The 22860-nt window shown below is 42.5% G+C and carries 19 protein-coding genes; 10 read left to right on the forward strand and 9 right to left on the reverse strand.

Going from position 1 to position 22860, the window contains the following annotated elements; all coding sequences use genetic code 11:
• The first annotated feature begins 25 nt into the window (after positions 1-25).
• Complete coding sequence (locus tag C7475_RS29280) at positions 26-1843, forward strand: glycoside hydrolase family 15 protein (RefSeq protein ID WP_110057018.1); 1818 nt, start codon at positions 26-28, stop codon at positions 1841-1843.
• Positions 1844-1846: 3 nt separating this feature from the next.
• Here C7475_RS29280 and C7475_RS29285 read toward each other — a convergent pair whose 3' ends face one another.
• The 6 genes from C7475_RS29285 to C7475_RS29315 form a co-directional block, all read right to left on the reverse strand.
• Entirely contained in the window at positions 1847-3373 is a 1527-nt protein-coding gene (locus C7475_RS29285) for a PD40 domain-containing protein (protein WP_110056987.1), read from the reverse strand.
• Positions 3374-3496: 123 nt separating this feature from the next.
• Positions 3497-4426, reverse strand: a complete 930-nt coding sequence (locus tag C7475_RS29290) for a S1C family serine protease (RefSeq protein ID WP_233260004.1) — start codon at positions 4424-4426, stop codon at positions 3497-3499.
• Between the two features lie 387 nt (positions 4427-4813).
• Positions 4814-6388: a recombinase family protein gene (locus tag C7475_RS29295; RefSeq protein ID WP_110056988.1), complete on the reverse strand. Its 1575-nt coding sequence runs from the start codon at positions 6386-6388 to the stop codon at positions 4814-4816.
• 660 nt (positions 6389-7048) lie between these two features.
• Positions 7049-8380 (reverse strand): McrB family protein, encoded by a 1332-nt coding sequence (locus tag C7475_RS29305; RefSeq protein ID WP_110056989.1) that lies wholly within the window; start codon positions 8378-8380, stop codon positions 7049-7051.
• 204 nt (positions 8381-8584) lie between these two features.
• Positions 8585-8863 (reverse strand): hypothetical protein, encoded by a 279-nt coding sequence (locus tag C7475_RS29310; protein ID WP_110056990.1) that lies wholly within the window; start codon positions 8861-8863, stop codon positions 8585-8587.
• Positions 8864-8970: 107 nt separating this feature from the next.
• Positions 8971-9939, reverse strand: a complete 969-nt coding sequence (locus tag C7475_RS29315; RefSeq protein WP_158286647.1) for a sensor histidine kinase KdpD — start codon at positions 9937-9939, stop codon at positions 8971-8973.
• A 727-nt stretch (positions 9940-10666) separates the two neighbouring features.
• Between C7475_RS29315 and C7475_RS29320 the strand changes: the two genes are divergently transcribed.
• From C7475_RS29320 to C7475_RS29345, 6 genes are all read left to right on the forward strand, one after another.
• Positions 10667-11074: a hypothetical protein gene (locus C7475_RS29320; protein ID WP_110056992.1), complete on the forward strand. Its 408-nt coding sequence runs from the start codon at positions 10667-10669 to the stop codon at positions 11072-11074.
• 921 nt (positions 11075-11995) lie between these two features.
• Positions 11996-12547 (forward strand): hypothetical protein, encoded by a 552-nt coding sequence (locus tag C7475_RS29325; RefSeq protein ID WP_146217692.1) that lies wholly within the window; start codon positions 11996-11998, stop codon positions 12545-12547.
• A 22-nt stretch (positions 12548-12569) separates the two neighbouring features.
• Positions 12570-14381 (forward strand): O-antigen ligase family protein, encoded by a 1812-nt coding sequence (locus C7475_RS29330; protein WP_110056994.1) that lies wholly within the window; start codon positions 12570-12572, stop codon positions 14379-14381.
• A 25-nt stretch (positions 14382-14406) separates the two neighbouring features.
• Positions 14407-15648 (forward strand): hypothetical protein, encoded by a 1242-nt coding sequence (locus C7475_RS29335; RefSeq protein WP_110056995.1) that lies wholly within the window; start codon positions 14407-14409, stop codon positions 15646-15648.
• A 62-nt stretch (positions 15649-15710) separates the two neighbouring features.
• A complete protein-coding gene (locus C7475_RS29340; RefSeq protein WP_110056996.1) occupies positions 15711-16358 on the forward strand; it encodes a hypothetical protein in 648 nt (215 codons plus the stop codon).
• Positions 16359-16364: 6 nt separating this feature from the next.
• Positions 16365-17864, forward strand: coding sequence for a hypothetical protein (locus tag C7475_RS29345; protein WP_110056997.1), 1500 nt, complete (start codon positions 16365-16367; stop codon positions 17862-17864).
• A 374-nt stretch (positions 17865-18238) separates the two neighbouring features.
• Here C7475_RS29345 and C7475_RS29350 read toward each other — a convergent pair whose 3' ends face one another.
• The 3 genes from C7475_RS29350 to C7475_RS29360 are packed head-to-tail and all read right to left on the reverse strand — an operon-like array spanning position 18239 to position 20037.
• Entirely contained in the window at positions 18239-19036 is a 798-nt protein-coding gene (locus C7475_RS29350; protein ID WP_110056998.1) for an ImmA/IrrE family metallo-endopeptidase, read from the reverse strand.
• A complete protein-coding gene (locus tag C7475_RS29355; protein ID WP_110056999.1) occupies positions 19005-19352 on the reverse strand; it encodes a hypothetical protein in 348 nt (115 codons plus the stop codon). The genes C7475_RS29350 and C7475_RS29355 overlap by 32 nt, the downstream gene beginning before the upstream one ends.
• Positions 19339-20037 carry a sigma-70 family RNA polymerase sigma factor gene (locus tag C7475_RS29360; protein WP_110057000.1) on the reverse strand — a complete coding sequence of 233 codons (699 nt, stop codon included), beginning with the start codon at positions 20035-20037 and terminating at the stop codon, positions 19339-19341. The genes C7475_RS29355 and C7475_RS29360 overlap by 14 nt, the downstream gene beginning before the upstream one ends.
• A 129-nt stretch (positions 20038-20166) precedes the next feature.
• Between C7475_RS29360 and C7475_RS29365 the strand changes: the two genes are divergently transcribed.
• The 3 genes from C7475_RS29365 to C7475_RS29375 are packed head-to-tail and all read left to right on the forward strand — an operon-like array spanning position 20167 to position 22856.
• Positions 20167-21396: a nucleotidyltransferase gene (locus C7475_RS29365; protein ID WP_233260005.1), complete on the forward strand. Its 1230-nt coding sequence runs from the start codon at positions 20167-20169 to the stop codon at positions 21394-21396.
• Positions 21389-21856 carry a hypothetical protein gene (locus C7475_RS29370; RefSeq protein WP_199236311.1) on the forward strand — a complete coding sequence of 156 codons (468 nt, stop codon included), beginning with the start codon at positions 21389-21391 and terminating at the stop codon, positions 21854-21856. Before C7475_RS29365 ends, C7475_RS29370 begins: the two co-directional genes overlap by 8 nt.
• On the forward strand, positions 21846-22856 hold the full coding sequence (locus C7475_RS29375) for a CBASS cGAMP-activated phospholipase (RefSeq protein ID WP_110057001.1): 1011 nt from the start codon (positions 21846-21848) through the stop codon (positions 22854-22856). Before C7475_RS29370 ends, C7475_RS29375 begins: the two co-directional genes overlap by 11 nt.
• Positions 22857-22860 lie beyond the last annotated feature (4 nt).

Here is a 22860-nt window from a genome sequence, read left to right on the forward strand (position 1 = left end):
GGCATGGTTCATGCATCATAGGGGTATGAAACATTCCGAAAGGCCATATCAACGTATTGAGAACTATGGTATTATCGGTAACCTGGAGACGGTTGCCCTGGTTTCGCTGACCGGGTCGATAGACTTCATGTGTTTTCCCCGGTACGATTCCCCCACTATCTTTGCTTCCCTGCTGGACTCCACCAAAGGGGGCTACTTTTCCGTTGAGCCGGAACTCGTGGACTATAATTCCAAACAGCTGTACATACCCGGTACGGCTATTTTGTTAACACGCTATTTTTCTGATGCAGGTATTGCAGAGCTGACGGACTATATGCCCATTGCAGATGTGGAGAAGGATAATGATTGTACGATCGTACGGAAGATCAAAACTATCCGCGGAAATATAACTTTCAAAGTGAACTGCGTGCCCCGTTTTGATTATGCAGGGGCGAAACACGAGGCTGTACTGAAGAAGACAAAGAACGAGATCATTTTCACACCTATAGATGATGGCAACGTACAACTCAGACTGATCGCAGACGTACCCCTTAAGCTGAAACATAAGAACGGATATGCGGAATTTACGCTGAAGGAGTCGGAGGTGGCGCATATTGTATTGCAGGCCGCAAAAAAAGACCATAAGGAGCCATTAGAGGGCATTGAATATTATGCGGACGTCTATCATGATACGATCGTGAAATGGCGGGAATGGGTAGGGAAATCGACTTATAAGGGACATTATGGGGAATTGATACAACGGTCGGCCATTACGCTGAAATTGCTGACCTCTACAAAATACGGCTCGGTAGTAGCTGCACCGACTTTCGGGATCCCGGAAACATTGTCGGGTAACCGTAACTGGGACTACCGTTTTACCTGGATAAGAGATGCGGCTTTTACCATGTATGCCTTCCTCAAGCTGGGCTTTTTTGACGAGGCGACTGCCTTTATGAAATGGATATTCAATTTATGCCAGGAGAGTAAATTGCAGTTGCTGTACAAAATTGATGGCAATAAAAGCGGGGATGAACAGGAACTGAAACACCTGGACGGATACAAAGGGTCCAAACCTGTGCGTATAGGAAATGCCGCTGCCAGTCAGCGGCAGACGGACATTTACGGAGAGCTGATCGACACCATCTATATCTATAACAAATCTTACGAGCCTATTACTTTCGAATTCTGGGAGCTGATCAAGATGCAGATAGAATGTGTGATCAGTGATTGGAAACTGCCTGATCACGGTATATGGGAGATCAGGAATGAAAAGAGAGAATTCCTGCATTCCCGTTTAATGTGCTGGGTAGCGATGGACAGGGCTATCAAGATTGCGCAACACCGGTCTTTCCCTTATCCGGAAACGGAATGGCAGACTATCCGTGACGAGATCTATAACGATATCTATCATAATTTCTGGAATGAAGAACTGCAGTCGTGGGTACAATACAAAGGCGCCAAGACCGTGGACGCTGCCGCTCTTCTGATGCCACTTACCCATTTTATTACGCCACTGGAGCCGAGATGGTTATCTACAATGCAGGCGATAGACAAGACATTACGTTTGGATGTGCTTATTTACAGGTATCATAATCACCTGGAGAAGATAGACGGATTGGATGGGGAAGAGGGGACGTTCAATATGTGCTCATTCTGGTATATCGAAGCGCTTGCCAAATGCGGGCAGCTGGACCTTGCGATAGAGAGTTTTGAAAAGATGATCGGGTATGCCAATCACCTGGGATTATTCAGTGAGGAACTGGGTAAGAAGGGGGAGCACCTGGGGAACTTTCCCCAGGCATTCACGCACCTTGCTTTGATTAGTGCTGCCGTTGAGCTCAATAAACAGCTTAGTCGTGTGTAAAGATCATTTTCCTATCGGAAATATCGGATACAGCAATTTTGAGTTGCTGATAAAGGCAATGCGTTTGCTGTCGGGCGACCATGAAGGCGTATTGATCGTGCCTTGTCCGCCATACAGGTATGCGATCACTTTGGAGGGGCCACCACTGGCAGGCATCAACCGTAAATAAACCCTTTTATAGAAAGGATGGTCGGAAGGTTCAACTTCTTCTTTCAGGAATGTCAGGAATACGATCCATTTGCCATCGGGAGAAATATGCGGGAACCAGTTATTGAACTGGTCATTGGTGATCTGTGTCTGTTCTGAACCATCTGCTTTCATCCGCCAGATCTGCATCAATCCACTACGCACAGAATTGAAGTAAATGTACTTTCCGTCGGGTGTATATTCAGGGCCATCGTCCAGTCCGGGGGCAGTGGTTAAGCGTACTTCTTCACCACCGGCAGCGGGAACACGGTAAATATCAAAATCGTTATTACGTTGCCCTGTGAACACGAGATATTTACCATCGGGCGACCAGCCATGTATGTAGGAAGGACCGATCTTATTGATGCGGGTAGGATCGCCACCGGTACGCGGTACGACGTAACCTACAGAGGCGCCTTTTTCTCCGTCGCCACTACTGATTGCCAGCATTTTTCCATCGAAGGACAATACGTGATCGTTGTTGTTGCGTTTAGCGATACCGGTATTGATGAGGGAGGGTGTTTGCTTCGCGAGGTCAAACTGGTAGAGCAGTCCGTCGGCATTATAGATCAGTGATTTGCCATCGGTGTTCCAGTTAGGCGCCTGTATGGAACCGGGTGTCTGGTAAACAATTGTACTGTTCAGCGTATTGATATCCAGTAACTCCAGCAGGCTGCCAATATACTGCCGGTAGGCTACCAGTGTATCCGGCGCAGGTACTGCGATGCGTACATTACTGAATACGGCTTTTTCAACAACATCTGCGTTGTGTGAGCAAACGAAGAGACCTGCATATACTTCATCTCCGAGTGAGAGGTTATCGAGTTTTTCGCTGATGAATGTTTGACCGTCTTTTGCTACAGAAAGCGTAAAGGTGTTGCCTTTGCGCTCCAGTTGTACAACATCGGCGGCGGTGAGGGACGACTTTATTTCTTCGGTCACAGCGCCGGGTGTTTTCCTGTATTGCAGGGATGTCAGGCCGTCGCCGTGCACAACACCATTCACATGGGTGGCGTTGGTGTCCAGCGAGCTGCGTATCATCAGTCCCCATTTGCGATGTAATTCTGTGCCCTTACCGAGGAAACGGGCATTAGTGCGAAGGATGAAATCGCCCTTCATCTTTTTCCAAACGAAGTGGAACTCATCACTGCCGAACCACATGTTATTACCCGCGCCACTAACAGTATATTGTTGTGTTTTCGGATCGTATCGTAAACTGCCGGTGTGTTTTACTTTTCCGACGTCTGTTTGTCCGTCGAAAATGCCGAGGTGCTGTGCGGAGAGGCCTGCGGCCTGGCTAACTGCCAAGATGAAAATGGTTAATGAGCGTAATATCTTACCCATAAGTAAATAGTATAACGTGATCAACTAAGGCAAGGGTGCCGTGGAATCTGATCTAATTTACAGATTTCTGTCAGTAGCTATTGCTATTAATTTACATAGTAGGTATTTATTACGTCACCTGGTTTAGTCGCCTCTTTCAACGGGTGTGACGCGCAGTTCGTGCTTTTCGTTGTTGCGGATCACGTTGATATACTGGAACTGGCCTATTTTATCGGCGGTCATCATTTTAAAGAACTGGTCGGCCGTTTCCACCGGCTGGTCATTGAACTGGTAGATAATGTCGCCGCTTAAGATGCCGGCTTTGGCAGCTGGGCTGCTACGTTCAACCGTAGAGATGAACAGTGCCTGTTTGTTCTTGAGTTGGTGAATAGTACGTAATCTGGGTACGAGATCGATCTGCTGCATGGCAACGCCGATGTAGGCCCTTTTCACTTTACCGAAACGGATCAGCTGGTTGGCGATGGCTTTGGCCGTGTTAATGCTGATAGCAAAACAGAGTCCCTGTGCGCCTCTGATCACTGCGGTATTTACACCAATGACCTCTCCGTTGCTATTAATGAGCGGGCCGCCGGAATTGCCGGGATTGAGAGCGGCGTCTGTCTGTATCATGGAGTCCATCATCATTCCGTCCTGTCCCTGCAATGATCTGCCCAGGGCGCTGATCACGCCTGCGGTAACGGTGTGCTGGAAGCCCAGCGGGTTACCTATGGCAATGGCCATCTGGCCGATCTTCAGTTCGTCGGAATCGCCCAGTTTTACGGTGGTGAACTCCCTGGCGTCGATCTTCAGGATGGCCAGGTCGGTAGACGGGTCCTGGCCGGCCAGGGTAGCCGGATATATGCGGCCATCCTGCAACATTACTTTGAGGCTGGTAGCGCCATTAACTACGTGACTGTTTGTGAACAGGTATCCGTCGGAGGAGAACAGGAAACCGGAACCAGATCCGGAGGCGACTTCCTGATTGCCATTTGTGTTAGCTCTTTCTATTTTGACAACTGCCGGACTTACTTTTTCAACAGCGTCAATGATGAGTTGAGAATATGCGTCCATCATTTTAAATTGTATCGATTTTTTTAGATGGATCAAATATCTTACCTCTTGTAAATCTGGACAGACTGGCAGGAGGAGGTGATATACGGGAGCAGCATTCTGTCAGAAAAGGAGAGGGGCTGTCATTTAGGCTAATATAGGCCGATGATTTAAGGGTATTTTAAGCCTTATTGGTGCGTTTAGATTATTTTTGTAGCCGTAATGCGTTGTCGGGAATGTTTGCTCAAAAATCGGCTTATTAGGCCCTGTTTTGTTGTTTCTCTACCAGGCTTCCTCCTAATTAGCTTACAGCTCCTACTTTGAGGCTGTCTCAAAAATATTGAGTAGCCTCTTTTATTCGGGTATCTGATGGGATCTGGTAGTCATTTAAGCGATCCAGAGAACGTTCGTTTATTTTTGATACATCCTCTGGTTCGAGTATCTACCGCTACTGGGCACACTAGTGGAAAGGTCGGAGAAATCTCCGACCTTTCTTTTTTTCTCTTCTTCTGAGCCCGCTCTGGGCCTGCTTATCAGCTCAAGGATTACGTTCGGTTCCGTGGTTCGATATTTGTTTTCCGAAAAAATCAGCTTTTCAGCGAAGATCGAACCAATGATTTGTTTTTTGCCGATTGGGGAAGCTGCGATGTAGCGATTGGCAATGTTTCTTATTATCTCGCCCCCTTGGGACAGGTATTCCTGGTGTTCATCTGCGACAGACAACAGCTTGGTTTTCTTCTTTTCTAGTCCTTCTATCTTTTTTAAAAGGTCTGTCTTCATCTCCTTGAATTCTTCCGCAGTGAATTCTTCGTCTAATCTCATAGATCTAGCATTTTGTATCCTTAAGGATAGCTTATCTATTTCGGATTGTATTTCCTTTAGCTCCTTTTCCTTGCCTTGTTTGTCGTTCTTTAATGAATTACTGATAAGTTGGCAGTAATAATCAATTATTGGTGCATTGATAGCTATCTCGCTTAATTGCCTTACAAATGCCTCGTTGGCTGTATCTGCCCGGAAACGCTCTTTACATTGCTTGACTGACTGACAATGATAATAGTAATAAATTCCCCCGTTGCCCCTAGAACCGCTTCCACTTATCTGCCTTCCACAACGTGGACAGATTAGAAAACCTCTAAGTGGCAAATGCTCGTCGATTTCTGTAAAAGAGTTCACCCTGATACTACGTTTCCTGCCTTTCAAGACATCCTGAACGTCGTCAAACAAACTCTCAGGGACAATAGCCTGATGAATACCCTTTACACAATGAGCAGGTTCATTTTTATAAGCAGCCAGGAATACCTTCCCGCAATAGACTGGATTACGGACTAAGCTCCAAAACTGGCTACGCCCAACTTTTAGGCCTTTCCTATTAACCATTCGGCGAAGGGTATCTATATCCCATATACCTCTGGACAACTCTTCAAACGCCCAGCGGACTATTTCAGCTTTTTCATTAGGTATAAGGAAAGGCTTATTCTGAGCATCACGTCCGTTTTTGTAGCCAATAGGGGCAATCCCTAGGTATCTCCCCTCTTTCTTAGCTCGTCGCATACCATGAAGCGTATTTAACGCTCGCCGGTCATTTTCTACCTCCGGCGTAGTAAGATAGATGGCCAGCATGATCTTGCTCTCTGGTATATCCATGTCCAAAGGCTGTTCGATAGACTGAGGCTCTACGGATAGCCTTTTCAGTTTGCCTATCATTTCATAGGCAGCTGCGACATTTCGGGAGAAACGATCCCATTTGGAAAATAGGATTAAGTCAACAATACCTTTATTCTTACTGATTACATGCAGCATCTTTTGGAACTCCGGCCTGTCAAATGTTTTGGCAGAATGGTCTTCCCGGTAAACACCAACTACCTGAATATTCTCTTTTTCACAATAGCGCATCAATACGTCTTCCTGATGGGCTAGACTATAACCGTCAGCTTGCTCGTCTGTGCTGACTCTTGGATATAGAAATGCTTTTCTTTGAGTAATCATTGTTATAATCCTTAATATGAATGACTTGTGTGTTTGTCTTTATTAGCTCTTCATAGATATTCAAATCAATAGCAGCCAAACGATAAAGGAAGTCTATGATTACGGAAACTTCCTCGTCTGTATAGCCATATTGATCGGCCTGGACTATTCGCTTCGATTCTTCCATTGAGGGTTTAGGAGGCAATTGATGTTGGACGTCATGCTTCATATGCTTATGATAAGCAGGCAATGTATAAACATCTACAAACTTGCTATCCCACTTTTGCGCGGAAATGTCCAGATTGTCCAAAAGAAGTTAAAATTTATCCGAATTAAGTGTTTCCGGATGATGTTATTCGTAAAGTAACTGTAATGCATCCGTATAATTCCGTATGTTTGATCTGTCAACTAATAACAGGATTAAAAAATCCGGCTGTAAACTAAAGTCCGGATTACCAAAATCTGGTGTAAACTAAAACCAGGATTATCTCACCAAGGTGTAAACCTATTTCCGGACGAGACAAAGTTTATTTGCTCACCATTTGATTTCTATTTGATTCCCATTTGAAATCTATTTGATTTCAGTCAAGAACCGATTAAAAGCGTACAAATTTGGGTTAACAAACATCTGACTTACACTGCTTTGCTTATCGATGGAACTCTAAAAACAACTGAAAGGAATCACTGTTGCCAAAAAGAAATAAAAGAATGCTCTTGACCTTGATGCAACATATATGATAATCGTTGAAAACTGCGTGGATACTTATTTTTAATCAAACGGAGTAAATCGGATACAACCTCTTTTACAACTTTACCACTGCCATTGATCCGAGGAAGTATTTTCATCAAAAAAATTTCATCCAGACATTTATAAATAGCCTCTTCATTATATTGATTCTTATATAATCGAGAATTATGAGCACAATAGATAAGGGCTGCATCGCGAATACGATACCCAAATCTGAAAGGTGATTTGGTAAGTATTTTATCTATTGCTTGAAGTTCGGATATAATTAAATCCCCGTTTTTCTGAGACAATTCATAAGCTTCCTTGCCATATAATAATCTCCCCGAAATCGCGTCAAGAGATATTGGAGTTATTGGAAAGTTAAAATCTGCATCATCTGATTTTATTCCGCTATAGAAATCTATTTCGGTCAATTCCAATACTGAAATTCTATCTAACACCTTCATACTAAGCGTATGACCGCTTTCATCCATGTTGGCGGTTCCGATGACAATTAAATTAGGAGGCAATGTTATGCCATTGGTTAAAAATCTATTTCGCAGACCATCATCGAATTTGAGCCCAAACCTTGCCCATATATCGCGATCCCTTTCAGCATAAAACTTTAATTTTTCTCCACTTATAAACGCGTCTGATACTAACTCGCCATTTATCCATCGACGTGTTTCAAGAATTGATAAAAAGTCAGCGAAGTATTGTTCGACTTTAGCCAGGTTCATTTCATCTAGGCATAATACGAATGGTGTATCAATGTGCCTCCAAGCTTTTATTATAAATTCCATAAACGTAGTAAAATAATAAATTCCTCTCATGCTAAACCAACCAATTATTTCGTCATTAGCGCACCATTCAGGTTGAACTGATATCATTAGGAAATTACCTGCCTTACCAGCCTCTTGAAGCTTTTTCGGACATGTCTGATATGCTAAGATTCTTGCAAACCGGGATTTTCCCGTGCCACACATTCCGGTCATGATTATGAAGGGCTTTGTCTTTATGGCCATCAATGCTTGGCGGTATGGATGATTGAAATCAACGTCATTGGGAAATGTAGAACTTAAAGTAATCCCAGACTTTAGCCCTTTTTTGGCACTGCGCCTTTTCTTAACGATCTTGCTATTAGCAATGCTCTCATCAATATCACCAATCTTTCCTTCTGGAGATTGCTTATCCAATCCCAAGATTTCATCTTCAGTTCTATAAGCCCTATATCTACGTTCCTTTAAACTTTTTATAGCAGGCTTGTTAGATATTATATTTCTCATGGTATCATTAATTTGTGATAAATATGATTTTACCAAACGAATGCTTTATTGAGGGATCATAACCTGCCATAGAAAGCCACATGTTACCAAATTCAAGCAGAGGCCGTTAGTTAATCTCTTCGTTTTCTTTAAACATGGATTTTTGACCAGTTGGGGATTTACTAGGTATTTATAACGTTGGCATAGGTTATGAATCTCCAGGAGTTACTTTTTTCTGTACTTCTCACAATATTCCCAAAAACTTGCGTACACCTCATCAAGAACAGCAATGATCTTTTCTTTTTCTGCATTGCTTAAGTTCGGCATCATTGTATCGCCGCCAGGCTTTAAAATGTTACGCATCTTGCGATAAAATGTAGGGATGCTCCAAGAACATTCCTCACATACACGCTCCCGAAAATAAATCGGTAAATTAATCATCCTTGAATGCACATCCTGTAATAAATTGATTGGTAATACCTGCAATGGCTTCGATTTTTTCATTTTATGAAATTTTTATTTAACGATTAAAAATTTGTAAAAGCATAAACACAAAAAATGACAATAAACAGCCGCTCTTTGAGGCTTCCATGCTTTAGAAAATCTTTGACTTATCCTAGATTATTGAATTTTTCGCATGGGATGCTTACTGTAAAACTTGTAACCCCTTTATTGCTTGTGACCTTTATATTCCCACCAAGTATTTCAGTATATACTTGACACAAATACAATCCCACTCCATCCCCGGCACCACCCGGCCTTACCTTATAAAATAACTTTAAAATATGCTCAAGTTCCTCAGACGGAATTGTGTGGCCGAAACTGATAACTGAGAAAGTTATGTAATCGGCGAAATCAGTAACCACTAATTGAACATCCGTTCCTCGGCTATATTTATAAGCATTGCTTAAAAGGTTTTGAATTATTTGCCTGAGTTTTATTTTATCAGAGATTATAGATTTATGCTGTAATTCACTATGTTCGATAAGAAGTTTTCTATTCAGGGTTTCATTCATAAGATGATAAGGTGCTGTGCAATCATCTAAAAAATCAGCTACTTTAAATGACTCTTTAACAGCTCTCAATGAGAAATCTTCCTCTTTGAAGCGTACGGTTGTAACCATATTAGACAATACCTGATTACTATTAAAAAGAATGGCTTTAAGGGAAGTTAGATAATATGCAAAGTCAGTTTGACATAGAATTAATTTATCCATTTTATCAACAAGGGCTTCAATGGCAATTGAAGCACCCGCAAGTTGAGTTTTTATTTCATGTGCAAATAGCCCAAGAAACCTCTCTGTTGATATTTCTTCCATCGTTTTGCGCTCAGTAAGTATAAATGAAGCTTCGATCAGCCGTCGATATTCTGTATCCACCAATTCATGGCAAAGCCGATTACTTTCGTACCCCGATCTGGAAATTGCTTCCAGAACACGATCAAGTCTATGAGTTTCTGTTCTTAGATTGGAATTATTGCAGAATGAATAAAATACGTCCATCGGATTTACCATTTCTTCATCTGACAAACAGAACGGAAATTTGATTTTTTGAGTTAACCTTTGATTGTTGTTATTCATAAATGATGATTGATATAAGCTGATATAAATAGGACAATTAGAGACTATGGAAAGAAGTTTCCACATGCCGTTTCATTCGAATAAACCCAAATACATGATTCTACCAATAATTAATCTTACCGACAATAGTCATTTACGGAACTCCAAATTAGATTTTAAATAATCTGGATTGACGGTGGTCAAATTGCTTGGCGACCAAGCATAAGGAGGTGCCAGGGAATTTGAGTTGCCCTATTTGATGCTGCTATAAATAAGGAGTGAGGTCAGATAGAGTAAGAAGGTTTCATGCAATACTCAGCAGAGGAAGCATTAATGGTACGGGAAATAATAAGGGCTGGAACCCACCCGCATTGTCTATCTGGCTCTGACAAAGCCAACTACCTTTCGGTAGTCAAGCACAATACGTAAGTAGGCCCAACCCTTTTTATCTGGATTGGGCGCCTTAACTTACACTCGTGCTTTAAACTGTCAGATTCGATAGACGAGATTCGTTAAACGCTTACCTTCATATCTTAAGTAGCGCAAAATAATGATTTCTTACAAAAAAGTCAACTCATTATCTATAGCTATATACAAGTACGATTATTATGTAAGCAATTTAATAAAAAACATGTACAATCCAAATAAATAAATAAACAATCTGTATATAATAATATCTATATTGTATATTAATATATTGACATTCAAAGTGTTTCGTCATTTTTGCTTTAACTGAATATTTCTTTAAATGGCGAAGAAAACTAAAATATCACCTGTAGATGATCCGAAGAAAGCACGTGGTCGTAAAACAAAGAGTATTGAGGAATTAAAACAGGATATTGCATCGAAGCGTCTTTCTATCAAAACACTCATTGAAACAGGTAAATTAACCAGGCTACGCGAGTTAGAGCCGTTGTTTTCAAAGGCTATGGCCGATGAAATGGGGGTTAATCACACTAGATTTTCAAGCAAGTTTAGGAGTCCTGTGGATTTTGGTGTTAAGGAGGTTTATCGATTTGCTCTATATATAGAAACTGACCCACAATTGTTTTTTAAGCACATAGGAAAAGAGGTGGCTATTAGTAATGAACTTCTTTTAAAATTGAAGAAGTTCAAAAATGTCGAAGATATGAAGCAATATACTTCTAAGAGCTAGTCTTATAAAGAACTTCCTTATATGGGCTCTCCATCCAGATGCTGTAGAGTTTAAAAGAATTTGTTGAATTTTGCCCCCTAATGAATTGTTTCAATATGCTAAGGGTTTGAGATACAAGAAAGACTATATCCAAAAATGGATGCAGCCCTCTTGTTGCTAACATCGTCTTAATTAATATTTTCATTTTAACTTAGTGTCGGTCGAAATAGACTACCCCTATATGTTACAGCTGAAGATGAGATCTGCTTATAACAGCTCCAATTTTATAAAACTATGGCCAGCTAAATAATGCGATTATAGTTTCATAAAGCAATGGTTTATCACAGATTGAGAGTATTTTCTTTATAACCCGATAGCATCTATAATATAGAGACACTAATATTCTGTCAGACACCCAAATTTTTCTTGAATTTGGCCCCCTATAATCGATAACACTATAAGGGCCATCACTTTTTTTTTATTAAACGATAAATTACACCGAGGTTATAAACAAGAAGACCGGCACAATCCTGCATTAGTTGGAATTTCAATTTAAATAAATAATGCAATATGTCTGAACAACAAAACGGGCCTAATCACACCGATATTTACCTGTAAACTAAATCAGAATTACAAAAAATCTAGTGCAAACTAAAACCAGGATTGTCCAACTGAGGTGTAAACCTATTTCAGGGCTAAACAGCTTACCGCTGACGGCAGACTGGATGATTCAACCCATGAAACGTGTTTATCGTTTAAATAGAATATGAGCAGATGTGCGGACTTAGGGGATTCAGTTAGGTTCATTGAAATGAGTTTGTCTAAAAAATATGCGTTTAGAAAAATTCAGCAAATTGGTAGTAGAGATTGATAATATTATTTCCGGAAAAATTTATTATATTCACTTACAGTTGCAATATTGTTACGTTAAATCAGACGTTCGTGAAATCCTTAATCCGCTTTGCATTTTCAATAAGCTTACTGTTTGTACTGCAAAACGCACTTTGCCAGGTTAAGCAGGAACTTCCTCACGAGTTGCTTTCGTTGACAGGTATGCTGTCTAAACCCTTAGTGGATCTGAAAAATAATCTTGAAAGGCCCATCAGCCAATCGGATGTTCCGGCAAGAACCTTTAGTCTGTACGAAACCGGATTTTTTATACTTAGGCAACCGGATAGCATATGTGTATTTGGATCAGAAATCAGGAAAATAATGATCAGTATTGACGAGGACTCCACTGTTAACGGCGTTTTTGTAACCCTTAGCAAGCAGGATGCATTCTTAATGACTGCCAGTGAAAAACTAGGTGCAGAAAATGGAAGATGGAGGTATGAATCCAGCTTTGGATCGTCTGAGCTCACCGAGGACCTCGATCATATCTGGAATATAGGACACTATATCTTATCTATTTATAATTCAAATGATTACGACGGCACCCCTGTTGATGATAAAGATCAGTACGTAATAACCTTAAGAAGAAAATTGAGCATTTAAGTTTGATTAATTTCTCTTATCTATGGCCCCTTCGTTGGTCCGTCAGTCAGGCAAGAACCTGCAGGAAAGGATATTTTTTGCACTATTGCTGATAGGCCTTACCGTATTAACGGGGATTAATTACGGCCATACTGCTATTAATATGGCACTGACGGAGAGCATCTCTGGAGCTTTAGTTTCCGCTGTGGTTTTACTGTGCGGCATGGTATTATTTGCTAGGAAAAGAGTTGTAAGCGTAACCCTTTCCGATGTCTTTGCTTCAGGGGCAGTTGTATACTTTACTATTCACACCTGTATATGGGGATCAGACAACATTGCCGGTGGCTTTTTAGTGGTTGCCACCTATTTATATGCACTGATATTACGGTCACAACTTCAGCGCGCAGATACATTTTATAAAATTTCTATATATCTGACCGCTGCTGGGGCAATGGAAGCTACACTCGGGATTTATCAGGTAGTAGTTGGTTCAAAAGAGCTCATCAGTGGTCACCCACCTGGAACTTTTAATAGCCCCGCTATTTACGCATGTTTTTTGGCCATTACTTTCATAGCTGCGCTGTTCGTACTAAGTACACCGTATTATGCCGCCTGGAAACCAGTGGTTAAAAGTTGGATAGCGGGAATATTGCTAACAGTAATGGCAATTGCACTCGTTTTATCAGGGTCCAGGGCCGCAGGGCTGTCTTTGATAGTCGCTCTATTCATATTCGTTCAAAAGAAACTGATTGTTTTACAGCTGCCCAGTTTGAAGAGCATACGAACTGCGGGGATGGTATCGCTTACTACTATCATGTTGACTTTCATCTGGGCCTTGATAAAGGTAAATCCGGATTCGCTCAGGGGCAGGCTATTGATATGGAAAATTACTTTACAGATGGTTAAAGAACATCCTTTTACGGGTGTAGGTGTAGGTAATATTAATTTCGCGTATGCAAAGATGCAGGCACGGTATTTCTCTTCGACCAGGAGTGGGTATGAGCAATTGCTGGCAAGCCTCACACAAGAAACTTATTCAGAACCGCTTCGTTTGTTAGCCTGCTTTGGTTGGGTCGGTTTCGCACTGGTACTAATCTCATTGGTTCTCGTCTTTTCATCAGGGAAAGATACCTCTTCCATCTGGACCGATACCGACATGGAGAACATGGTGAATGCACAGTTATGTTTTATTGTCTGTTTTTCATGCTTTAGTTTCCCGTTTTCAAATATAGTAATTACACTCCTGGCCATCCTTTTTCTGTCCATAAAATTAAAAAGTAACCGGCAGATTTTCGGTTTCATGATCAACAAACCAATCGCACTGCTGCTTATATCAATTACGCTGATAACGGGATTGGTCAATCTGGAAAGAGCATATTGGATGAGTAAATGGCGCAGTATATCGATAGCCAGGTCATCCAGGCCACCTCAGTTAAACAATACGTCCGATTTCACCCATTATTATTCACATCTTAAATGGAATTCCTATTTTCTATACACCTATGGTATTGACCTTTATAACAACGGCCAATACCAGTATTCTTTAGACGTACTGGAAGCGGCCGCAAGAAAGCAGCCTAACGCTGACGTGTTTCTCTATATCGGAAGTTGCTTTGAGCAGTTGGGCGATTATGGCCGTGCAGAATCGACGTATTTGTTCGCAGCTCGTATGCTGCCACATCACTTGATGCCTAAATACCGCCTGCTGACACTTTATGAAGATTGTAACCAATGGGTGAAGGCAGTATTTGTAGCGAAGGAGATTCTTGGCATGAATGTGAAAGTTCCCTCCAAAGTGACCAACCAAATTAAGGATTATGCAAGGTCTTTTTTGCATAAAAGAAGTATCATTTAGCAATCACGATTAAACCCAAAATTTCATGAGAAAAAAAGTCTTAGTAGTCGTCCTTTTTATCGGCGTTCTGGCAACCGCTGTATTCGTCGCCTGCAACAAAAAGGACAGTATTTCAAAAGAAGCCGCACAACCTCAAAAGTTCCCCGATGTCCAGGCATGGTTTATGCAAACGATCACCACCGAATATGCCGCTACAGAGGCTAAAGTAATGAGTGGTGAAATCCCCGGCAAGAAATTACAGTGGAACGATGGCATAACATACCAAAAGGACAGCACCATCGTTTATCAGATCCCATTTTTTTCTAAAGGATTAAGGGCCTATGAAATCTCCGACACGAATGCAAAAGCAAGATTGCCGTTGAATATTCTTGATAAAGTGGGATACCGGTACGTTGTTTTTAATAAATATAGGACTGGCGTTACCAGCTTTGCTCTAATGACCATTAAAGGCGATAAAAGCTATCTGCAACGGCATAATCATTCGCTGGAAGGTGTTAATTATCGTTCAGTGACAGCCGATTTTTCCGGATACATATTGTTTCATACCTGGGATGAACACTTTATTATTGGATGGCGCTATCAGAATGGTAGGCCCGTGTCAGGGATCTATCCGACAACATTTCAGGTTAGTGGCCGGATAGTTGATAATAACAATGTCGCTGCAGATGAAAGCTGCCGTACTTATGTGTTGGACCAGTGGTGTCAAGATTGCACGGACTATTACACGAACGGTGAGTACACGCATACTGTGTGCCAGCCAGCATTTATCTGTGGAAGTGAAGTAGTAACTACCTGTTCCGAAGTAGGGCCTCCGCCATCTGGCGGTTCTGGAAGTTATCCTTCTTATTCTTTGGGAAATGGTGATCCTGTCCTTTGTCCACAAATTTTTGCCATGAAGCTTGTTGGCAATTCTTATACCGGGGCCATCAGAGGCCTTGGAGTTAGCTTCCTGCCGGATAATGGTGGCGGATCGCCATTGCTATTTAACTGGCAAAAGTTTTGTGTCACCATCCCGAAATATGGCATAGGCCCAGAGGCTGCCTCCGAAATATTCAGGGAAGCTTATAACAAAGCCTGCAAACAAACGGAGCTGGCCCTAGAAGCAGGCATGCCACCGCAAGGCGCCAAGACGGCACTTTATTTTAAAGAAACTCTATTAACGAATTTAAAAAAACACAACGTAGCGGCAACGTTTAGCGAAGGAGAAGCGACTTGCTCAGGCAACATTCCGGTAACTACTGCAAAATATGGCCCCAACTGCCAGTAACGAAAATTAAACCTGTGTATATTACATACACAGGTTTAATTTTACACATTAAATAATTGCTAATGACTAACGAACAAATTTCTGAGCTTATCCGGGCTGCGCATTCGTATTATCCCATTGGTTTTGCTGACTACAGTGATATGTACACCGGCAAACAAGCGTGGCTCCAAGTACTGGAGAACAAAATAAACAATTTAGATTCCGCGCCCCCACTAGAGTGGGTTGGTCTTGTTGATGCGTTGCGGCGACGGTACGGGGCTGATAATGTATTTGACAATGCCTTCCGTCAGTTTCCTAGTTATTCGCTAAGTGTAATACTGTCAACCCACATTCAGGTAGACAATATTAGTTTTACTAGGAGCATGATAACAGATATATCACTGCTTTGCAAATGTTATACAGTCTTTTTTGAGGACCGGTATGTGGTGAAGGCCTATGCCGACTATTCTGGCAGCGTAATGGATACGTCCTTCACCGTGCTTTTTACTTTATCGGACAAGGAAACTGCTGAAACATTGGCCTCTGTGCAGGAGTTAATATCTACCGCTTATTCTGGCTATGTATACGTTTCGCACCACACGTTGTTCGACATAAAAATCTCCGGTAGTGAGCCTTATCACGTTCCTTTCCTGGTCGACAGGCAGTATACAGTATATGACCTTCTCATGAGCGATGGGTATCATTTATCAGTGCCCAGGGTTCTTATTTAAACAACCATGCGTTATCCAGCATATGCAGCAGTCATCCTTTCAGGTATCTGCCTGGCCTCTGGCCTCCTGGTGAGCTCTCTCCGGAGCAGAGGGAAGGAAGATTGGATTAGAAAAGCCCAACTTGACTCAGTGAAGGCATCTTCATTACAATTTTTATTGGATCATAGCGAAGGACTTCTAAGTTATCAGCCCTCCATTGATTCCTTCTTGCAAGATAATCCTGAACAGCAACTACCCTTTATCGTTTCCCATATAGTAGATGCCCATGAAGCTTGCGGGCGGCGGCTTGGAAAAGGGATTAACAGGGAGGTTTTTCTTAACTATGTGCTCCCCCACAAAATATTTTCAGAGCGGGCAGAAAACTGGCGGGCTGCGGTAAGAAAGGAATATAAAGAATTACCGGCTGTTCCCGATAGCAGTGATTATATCCGCTACACCCGAAAAATTGTGGACGATCTTAAACACTGGTTCAGGTTTAGCTCCAAGGTAGGGGCGGTCTATAGTCTCACCTATTCTGATCTCCGGAACCGTGGAAAAGGAGATTGTATCTCCGAATCTCTGTTGGGCGTATATACGCTCAGGAGTCTGGGTGTCCCGGTTGCGATGGATTTCACTTGCTCATTCGGAAACTTCGACGGATCGATGCACATGTGGAACAGTATTGTTTACAATAATCACCACTCCGTTCCATTTATGGCCGCGGAATCTTACCCTATGGAATATGATCCTTTTGCTATTGTGCTTGACAAAAGCCATCCTGACCTGACTACGTATAAAAGATGCGCGAAGGTCTTCCGCCGCACCTATAGCCTTCGTTCAGATGGTGGCAACCCCGTGAATTCCTCCCTCGAAATGCCAGAAATTCTGAAAGATAATCGCTTTACTGATGTTACCGACTCATATCTGAGTGTATCTGACATTCGATATTCAAATCGGTTAAAATGCTTGGTGCGTGCTCCCGGCTATATCTGCGTTTATAACAACGATAGCTGGAAGCCTGCCTATTGGAGTGTTACACTGCGTGAAGGATCACTGCTTTTCCCTAAGATGGGCAGGGAGCTGCTATATATGATAGCAGCCAGTAATAATGGGCGCATAGTGCCTCTCTCCCATCCGTTTATACTTACTAAAGAAGGTAAAATCCACCAGCTCGATGGAAAAGGCAACACCATATCCAGCCTACCTATAGTGTCACTTGCCTCTCCTATACAGATGCAGATGGACACGATGGCCCGAATCACAGACAAACATAATTTTGATAAAATAATGAGAAATATAGCTACAGAGAAAATAGTGTGTAAGCCTGTAGTTGGAGATGAATATACGCTTGCTATATGGAGAGACAAATGGGTAATTTTCCAGAAACAAGTTTGCACATCCACGGGGCTTTACTTTCAAAATGTTCCCACTCAAGGTCTTTATAAAATTCTTTTGCCAGGCAGCCAAGGGAAGGCAACAAGGGTATTTACCTTTGATAACAGTTTTTGGGCGCAAGTTTGGCTTTAATAACAATCATGCAAGGGCTTGTATCCATTATAGGGCGCATTAGCCCATCATCATATCTCAATATTTTAAGTATATCTTCGAAATATTGCGAAGAATCCCAGAAGGCGGTGCTTTGACGACACTTTCATACCCCCCGCTTTCTCTTGTAGCAATCTATACGTTTTGTAATGCCTCCGCACAACGGATGTCTGTCAACGCGACCGGTGCCGCAAGGATATCCTAGTCATTAAGGAAAGGCCTGCATGCTACTCAAACACACAGCTTCAAGCGCCAAGTAATAACGCAGCAATACCATTGTCTGCGCTAATCAACGTGTTGGCTTGTGTATAGTTGGTACTAAGATTATTTTGTAAGCAAAATACTATTCAAAGTATTCATTTATCAAACCAGAGAATACTAATCACATAACCATAGCTATCTGAATAATAACACTGTTCGTGCATTTTACCGGATACAGACCATTTATCATAAAACCAGATTGAGGGGTCCATCTCTTCTGGTTTGGTATATTTTATTTGTCTATCAGAATAGAACTCTCCCGCAATGGTTGTTGATGGAAGCGTTTGCCCTATTTTAAAACGGAAAGCCCAATCAGGAAAATCCACACTTTTTCTATACCACTTCACAATATTGTTTTGTGAGAATACCACGCAAACCGAGTGCGTTCCTATTTCGCAGAACCTCTGAACTGTTGATAGAAAACTTGTTTGAAATTCCTCTGAGAGCTGTATGATTGTGTCTGCCGAAAATTTTCTTGGCGTTTTAACTGCCCGAAAGCGTTGAGCTGGCATTAACAGAACACTGGCGAAGTGGTCTGCTTCTCTCTCCCTGGGATCACTGCGGTTAACATCAAACTTAGAGGCGTGTAGAAATTCTCCACAAGCAATACCCCGTTGGTGTTCGTCAATAATGTAATGCGCAAGTTCATGGGCAAGAGTAAAACGGCCTTTTCGAGTTCCCTGTCCATTGCCTCCGTCATTATCAATATGTATATGCCAGTAATTACCGTCCATCACCAGCATACCATCAAAAGCATTTTCATAGCTGTCATAACTGATCTGTAGGTCTTCCATATCCGCTATAGCATCAAGACGTGTAATATTCCGAGTGCGAAATATGGATGCACTATATTCGGCCAGTTCACTCAGTTTTTTCTTCGTTGGTTCTGTCATTTCCTTCTTCAGGTTTCTTATGGTTTTTCTTCATTTTATCCAATATGTGCTGAGGGATGCTACCGTTACCATTCCGGGCGGCCATGCGTAGGTTATCAAAACTGTTATCATTAATTCCACGGATAGGAAGCTGCTTTCTTGGCTTATTACCCAGTACGACTTCAGGATCGATTAACTCCTCTTCAGGAATAACTATATCTGCATGGAGACGTTCAAAGCGGGCAACTTCTCCGTGTGAGGTGGGAAATAGAAAACCCAAGGATGCCATCCATACATGAATGTTACCTGGTGTTATTGCTGTTTTATTTGTTGCCATAAATTTTCAGTAGTTGTTCAATCTGTACGTTTGCCTCTTCCTTGTATTTACGAATGGTAGTCTGAGCTAACCCTGTCTGTTCCCGCAGCTTTTTCAGAAGGTGGCGGGGCAGATAGTACTGGCGCGGCTTGCCGTCCTCAGTACGTTCCCGCCTGTATAAATCGAGTTCATACTGCTTATAAGTAAGATAGATAATTTTGTGCTTGTCTGACAATCTGGATAATACCAACTTTACTACTTCGTGCTGCTTCCGCAGAGTTGCTAGACGCTCAGGATCTCCTACAATATCATCAATATCGGGGAGGTCGTAAGCGAGTTCTTCAGAACCATCAAAGGGATTATCATCGGTTTCATTCCTGTGGAAATCCACCATCGTTCTGCTTGCCGTAATGGCAAGATAGTACTTTATGCATGCATCGAGGTCCGGGGAACTACATTTATCTGTTCTGAACGTTTTTGATGTCCTGAACTTCCGGAATGTTTCTTCTGCAATCTGGTCACCGACATCAATATCGTAACCATAGTTGGAAGCAACGCTTCTACATAACTTCTGCACAAATACGCGGAATCTTAAAATAAACGCCCTGAATGCATCATCCGCCGAAACCTGATCACCTGGGCCGCTAACCATCATGTATTCAACGAGGTCAGCCGTTGGTTCTGCCTGAAATTCTTGCCAGCTCATACAATCGCTATGGTGTATACGGAAAAGCGTGGGGGCGCATTTCCGTTGTTAGTGTGAGCCGCAATTAAAGGAATTTTTCTGATATGTGGCGGATACAAACAAATGGGGTTAATAAATAACATTAGAGTCATGAAAATGAACGAACTACAAAGAAAACAAATTTCATCAGTATTAAATGGACTGGGAGCGGGCCTGGATATTACGCCCAGTGAATATCAAAGAGCTGTAGATAGCTATCAGGCTGTTGGTAGGTGGCTGGCGGCGGAAGGGTCAACATTGGCACCTTACGAGCCTGAAATCCTACCCCAGGGTTCATTTCTGTTAGGAACTATGACCAGGCCAGTTAATGAAGAAGACGACCTGGATATTGATCTGGTCTGTCGTTTTTCCGGTGTGAAAGCTGGGTGGACGCAGTATGACCTTAAGCACGAGGTTGGAAAGCGGCTTAAAGCACACCGGGTATACGCAGAGCTGCTTCGTCCTGAAGGACGCCGCAACTGGACCCTTGGCTACTCGGAGGAACGTAGATTTCACATGGACATATTACCGGCAGTGATTGGTCAAGGCTTTTTCACGCTACTGGAGAAACGTATGTCTGATGAGGATTTACAGAAGGCCCAGGACATGGCGATACGCATAACAGACATACGCCACCGGTATTATAATACAGGCACTGATGTGCTTAGTTGGCCCTCCAGTAATATGTTCGGTTTTGCTGCCTGGTTTAAGTATCGCTCTCAGGTTACCGCACTGCGTAAGGCACTGGTACTGAATGAGGCTATTCAACCGGTACCCAAACTGGTAAAGAACAAATTACCTCTTCAGGTTATAGTGCAGATACTTAAACGTCACAGGGATATCATGTTCCATGGTGATGAGCATAAACCTATCTCCATTATTATCACAACGCTCGCCGCCTGGGCTTATAGTGGTGAAGATGATGTACTTACTGCATTAACCAATGTGGTAGCTAAGATGGAACAATATGTTGAAAGAAGATATGATGCATTCAGTCAGTCATATCACTACTGGATCGGAAACCCCGTAAATCCGGCAGAGAATTTTGCTGATAAGTGGCCATTATGCGTCCAGAAAGAAAAAAAATTCTGGAAGTGGCTCGATCAGGTCAAAAAAGATGTAGCACTGATGACACAGCAGCAGGATCTGTTTACATTACGGGAAGCTATCGAAAAACCGTTCGGGCAGGATCTGGTTAAATCGGTATTTACCAGTATAGGCCAACAAACCAGAGAACAGCGTGAGAACGGCGGGCTTTTCATGGCAGCCGGATCAGGGCTACTGGGAAACGTGGGCAGAACACAGGTACCTAACCATAATTACTTTGGCAGTCATGAGTAAAAAGATCAGTTTATTACACCAGGAGGGCGCTCTGCTCTCTTATTTTCCTGACAGCGCTGTTCTCCGGACGGGAGAACAGCAGCTTGTCTGGGAAGGAGAGCTTCAACCTACCGCTCTTAGTCGTCGTTACCGGGTCAGACTTACCTATAACCGTACGAAGGGAATAAGTGTAAATGTGGTATCGCCTAAACTGGAGCTTGCTGCGGGAGCAACTAAACTTCCTCACGTTTATAGTACAGCCGAACAGAAACTGTGTCTGTATTATCCGATGGATAGAGAATGGCATTCCGGTCTTTTAATGGCAAAGACGATAATACCCTGGGCCTCCGAATGGCTCTTTTACTATGAAACATGGGTACTTACTGGAGGCAAGTGGCTTGGCGGTGGAATAGAGCATGAGGAACCACTTACCCATAAAAAAGAAAACAATGATTTAAATGAACAAGAGAATGGAAAATAAGAAACCGTTTAAAATTTTAAGTATTGATGGTGGCGGTATCCGGGGTGTTTTCCCCGCGAAGTATCTGCTGGAACTGGAAGCTACTCTTGCACAGGAATTCCCAGACAGGCCCCACATTTATCAGCATTTCAACCTGATCACAGGTACCTCTACCGGCGGTATAATTGCCCTGGCCCTGGCACTGGGTATTCCGGCAGCTCGTATACATAAGTTATACATGGAAAACGCTTCCGCTATTTTTGGCGCTGGAAAAAGATGGATAGGCTGGATTTCCCAGGCAAAACATAAGCGGGCTGTCCTTGAAGGACTTCTGCGTGAAGTATTTCAGACAGGTTTCAACGGCGCAGACCCGAGGCTAGCAGATGTAAAAACCAATGTCTGCATTCCTATTTATGATCTGATGGAGGGAAGACCTGCCATATTGAAGAATAAGTACAATGCTATCTTCGTAAGAGATTACCACCTTCCGGCATATATGGTGGCTCTCGCAACCAGTGCGGCACCTACATTCTTTGATCCCTACACTGCTGCGTATGAGGATCTAAATGGAAATACACAGTCGTTTAATCATAAAATAGATGGCGGTGTCTTCGTTAACAACCCTGCATTAATGGCTATTGTGGAGGCACAGAAGGCGTTTGGGTGCTCCCTGGCAGACCTGAAAGTACTCAGTATAGGAACCGGGCATCATAAGTTTGCTGATGGATGTGCACGAAAGCGCTGGGGATTGGCATACTGGCTTAATAAAACCAGAATTATGGATCTGTTTATGCAGGGGCAGTCTCAGCAAGTTGAAAACCTTATTAGCCTGCTTCACCTGGGAATAGGTAAACAGGAAGGCGAAAACTTTAGTTATATGCGCATTACCACAGAGTTGGATAAAACATGTCTGGTCGAACTGGATGAAACAGATGCTGTTAAGCTCGAAAAACTCAGCGAAAAAGCATTGCAGGTATTCGAATATAACAACCATCATGTTATGAACAAAATCATCAGGTAGGTAG

Source organism: Chitinophaga sp. S165 (assembly GCF_003182155.1).
Taxonomy (GTDB): Bacteria; Bacteroidota; Bacteroidia; order Chitinophagales; family Chitinophagaceae; genus Chitinophaga.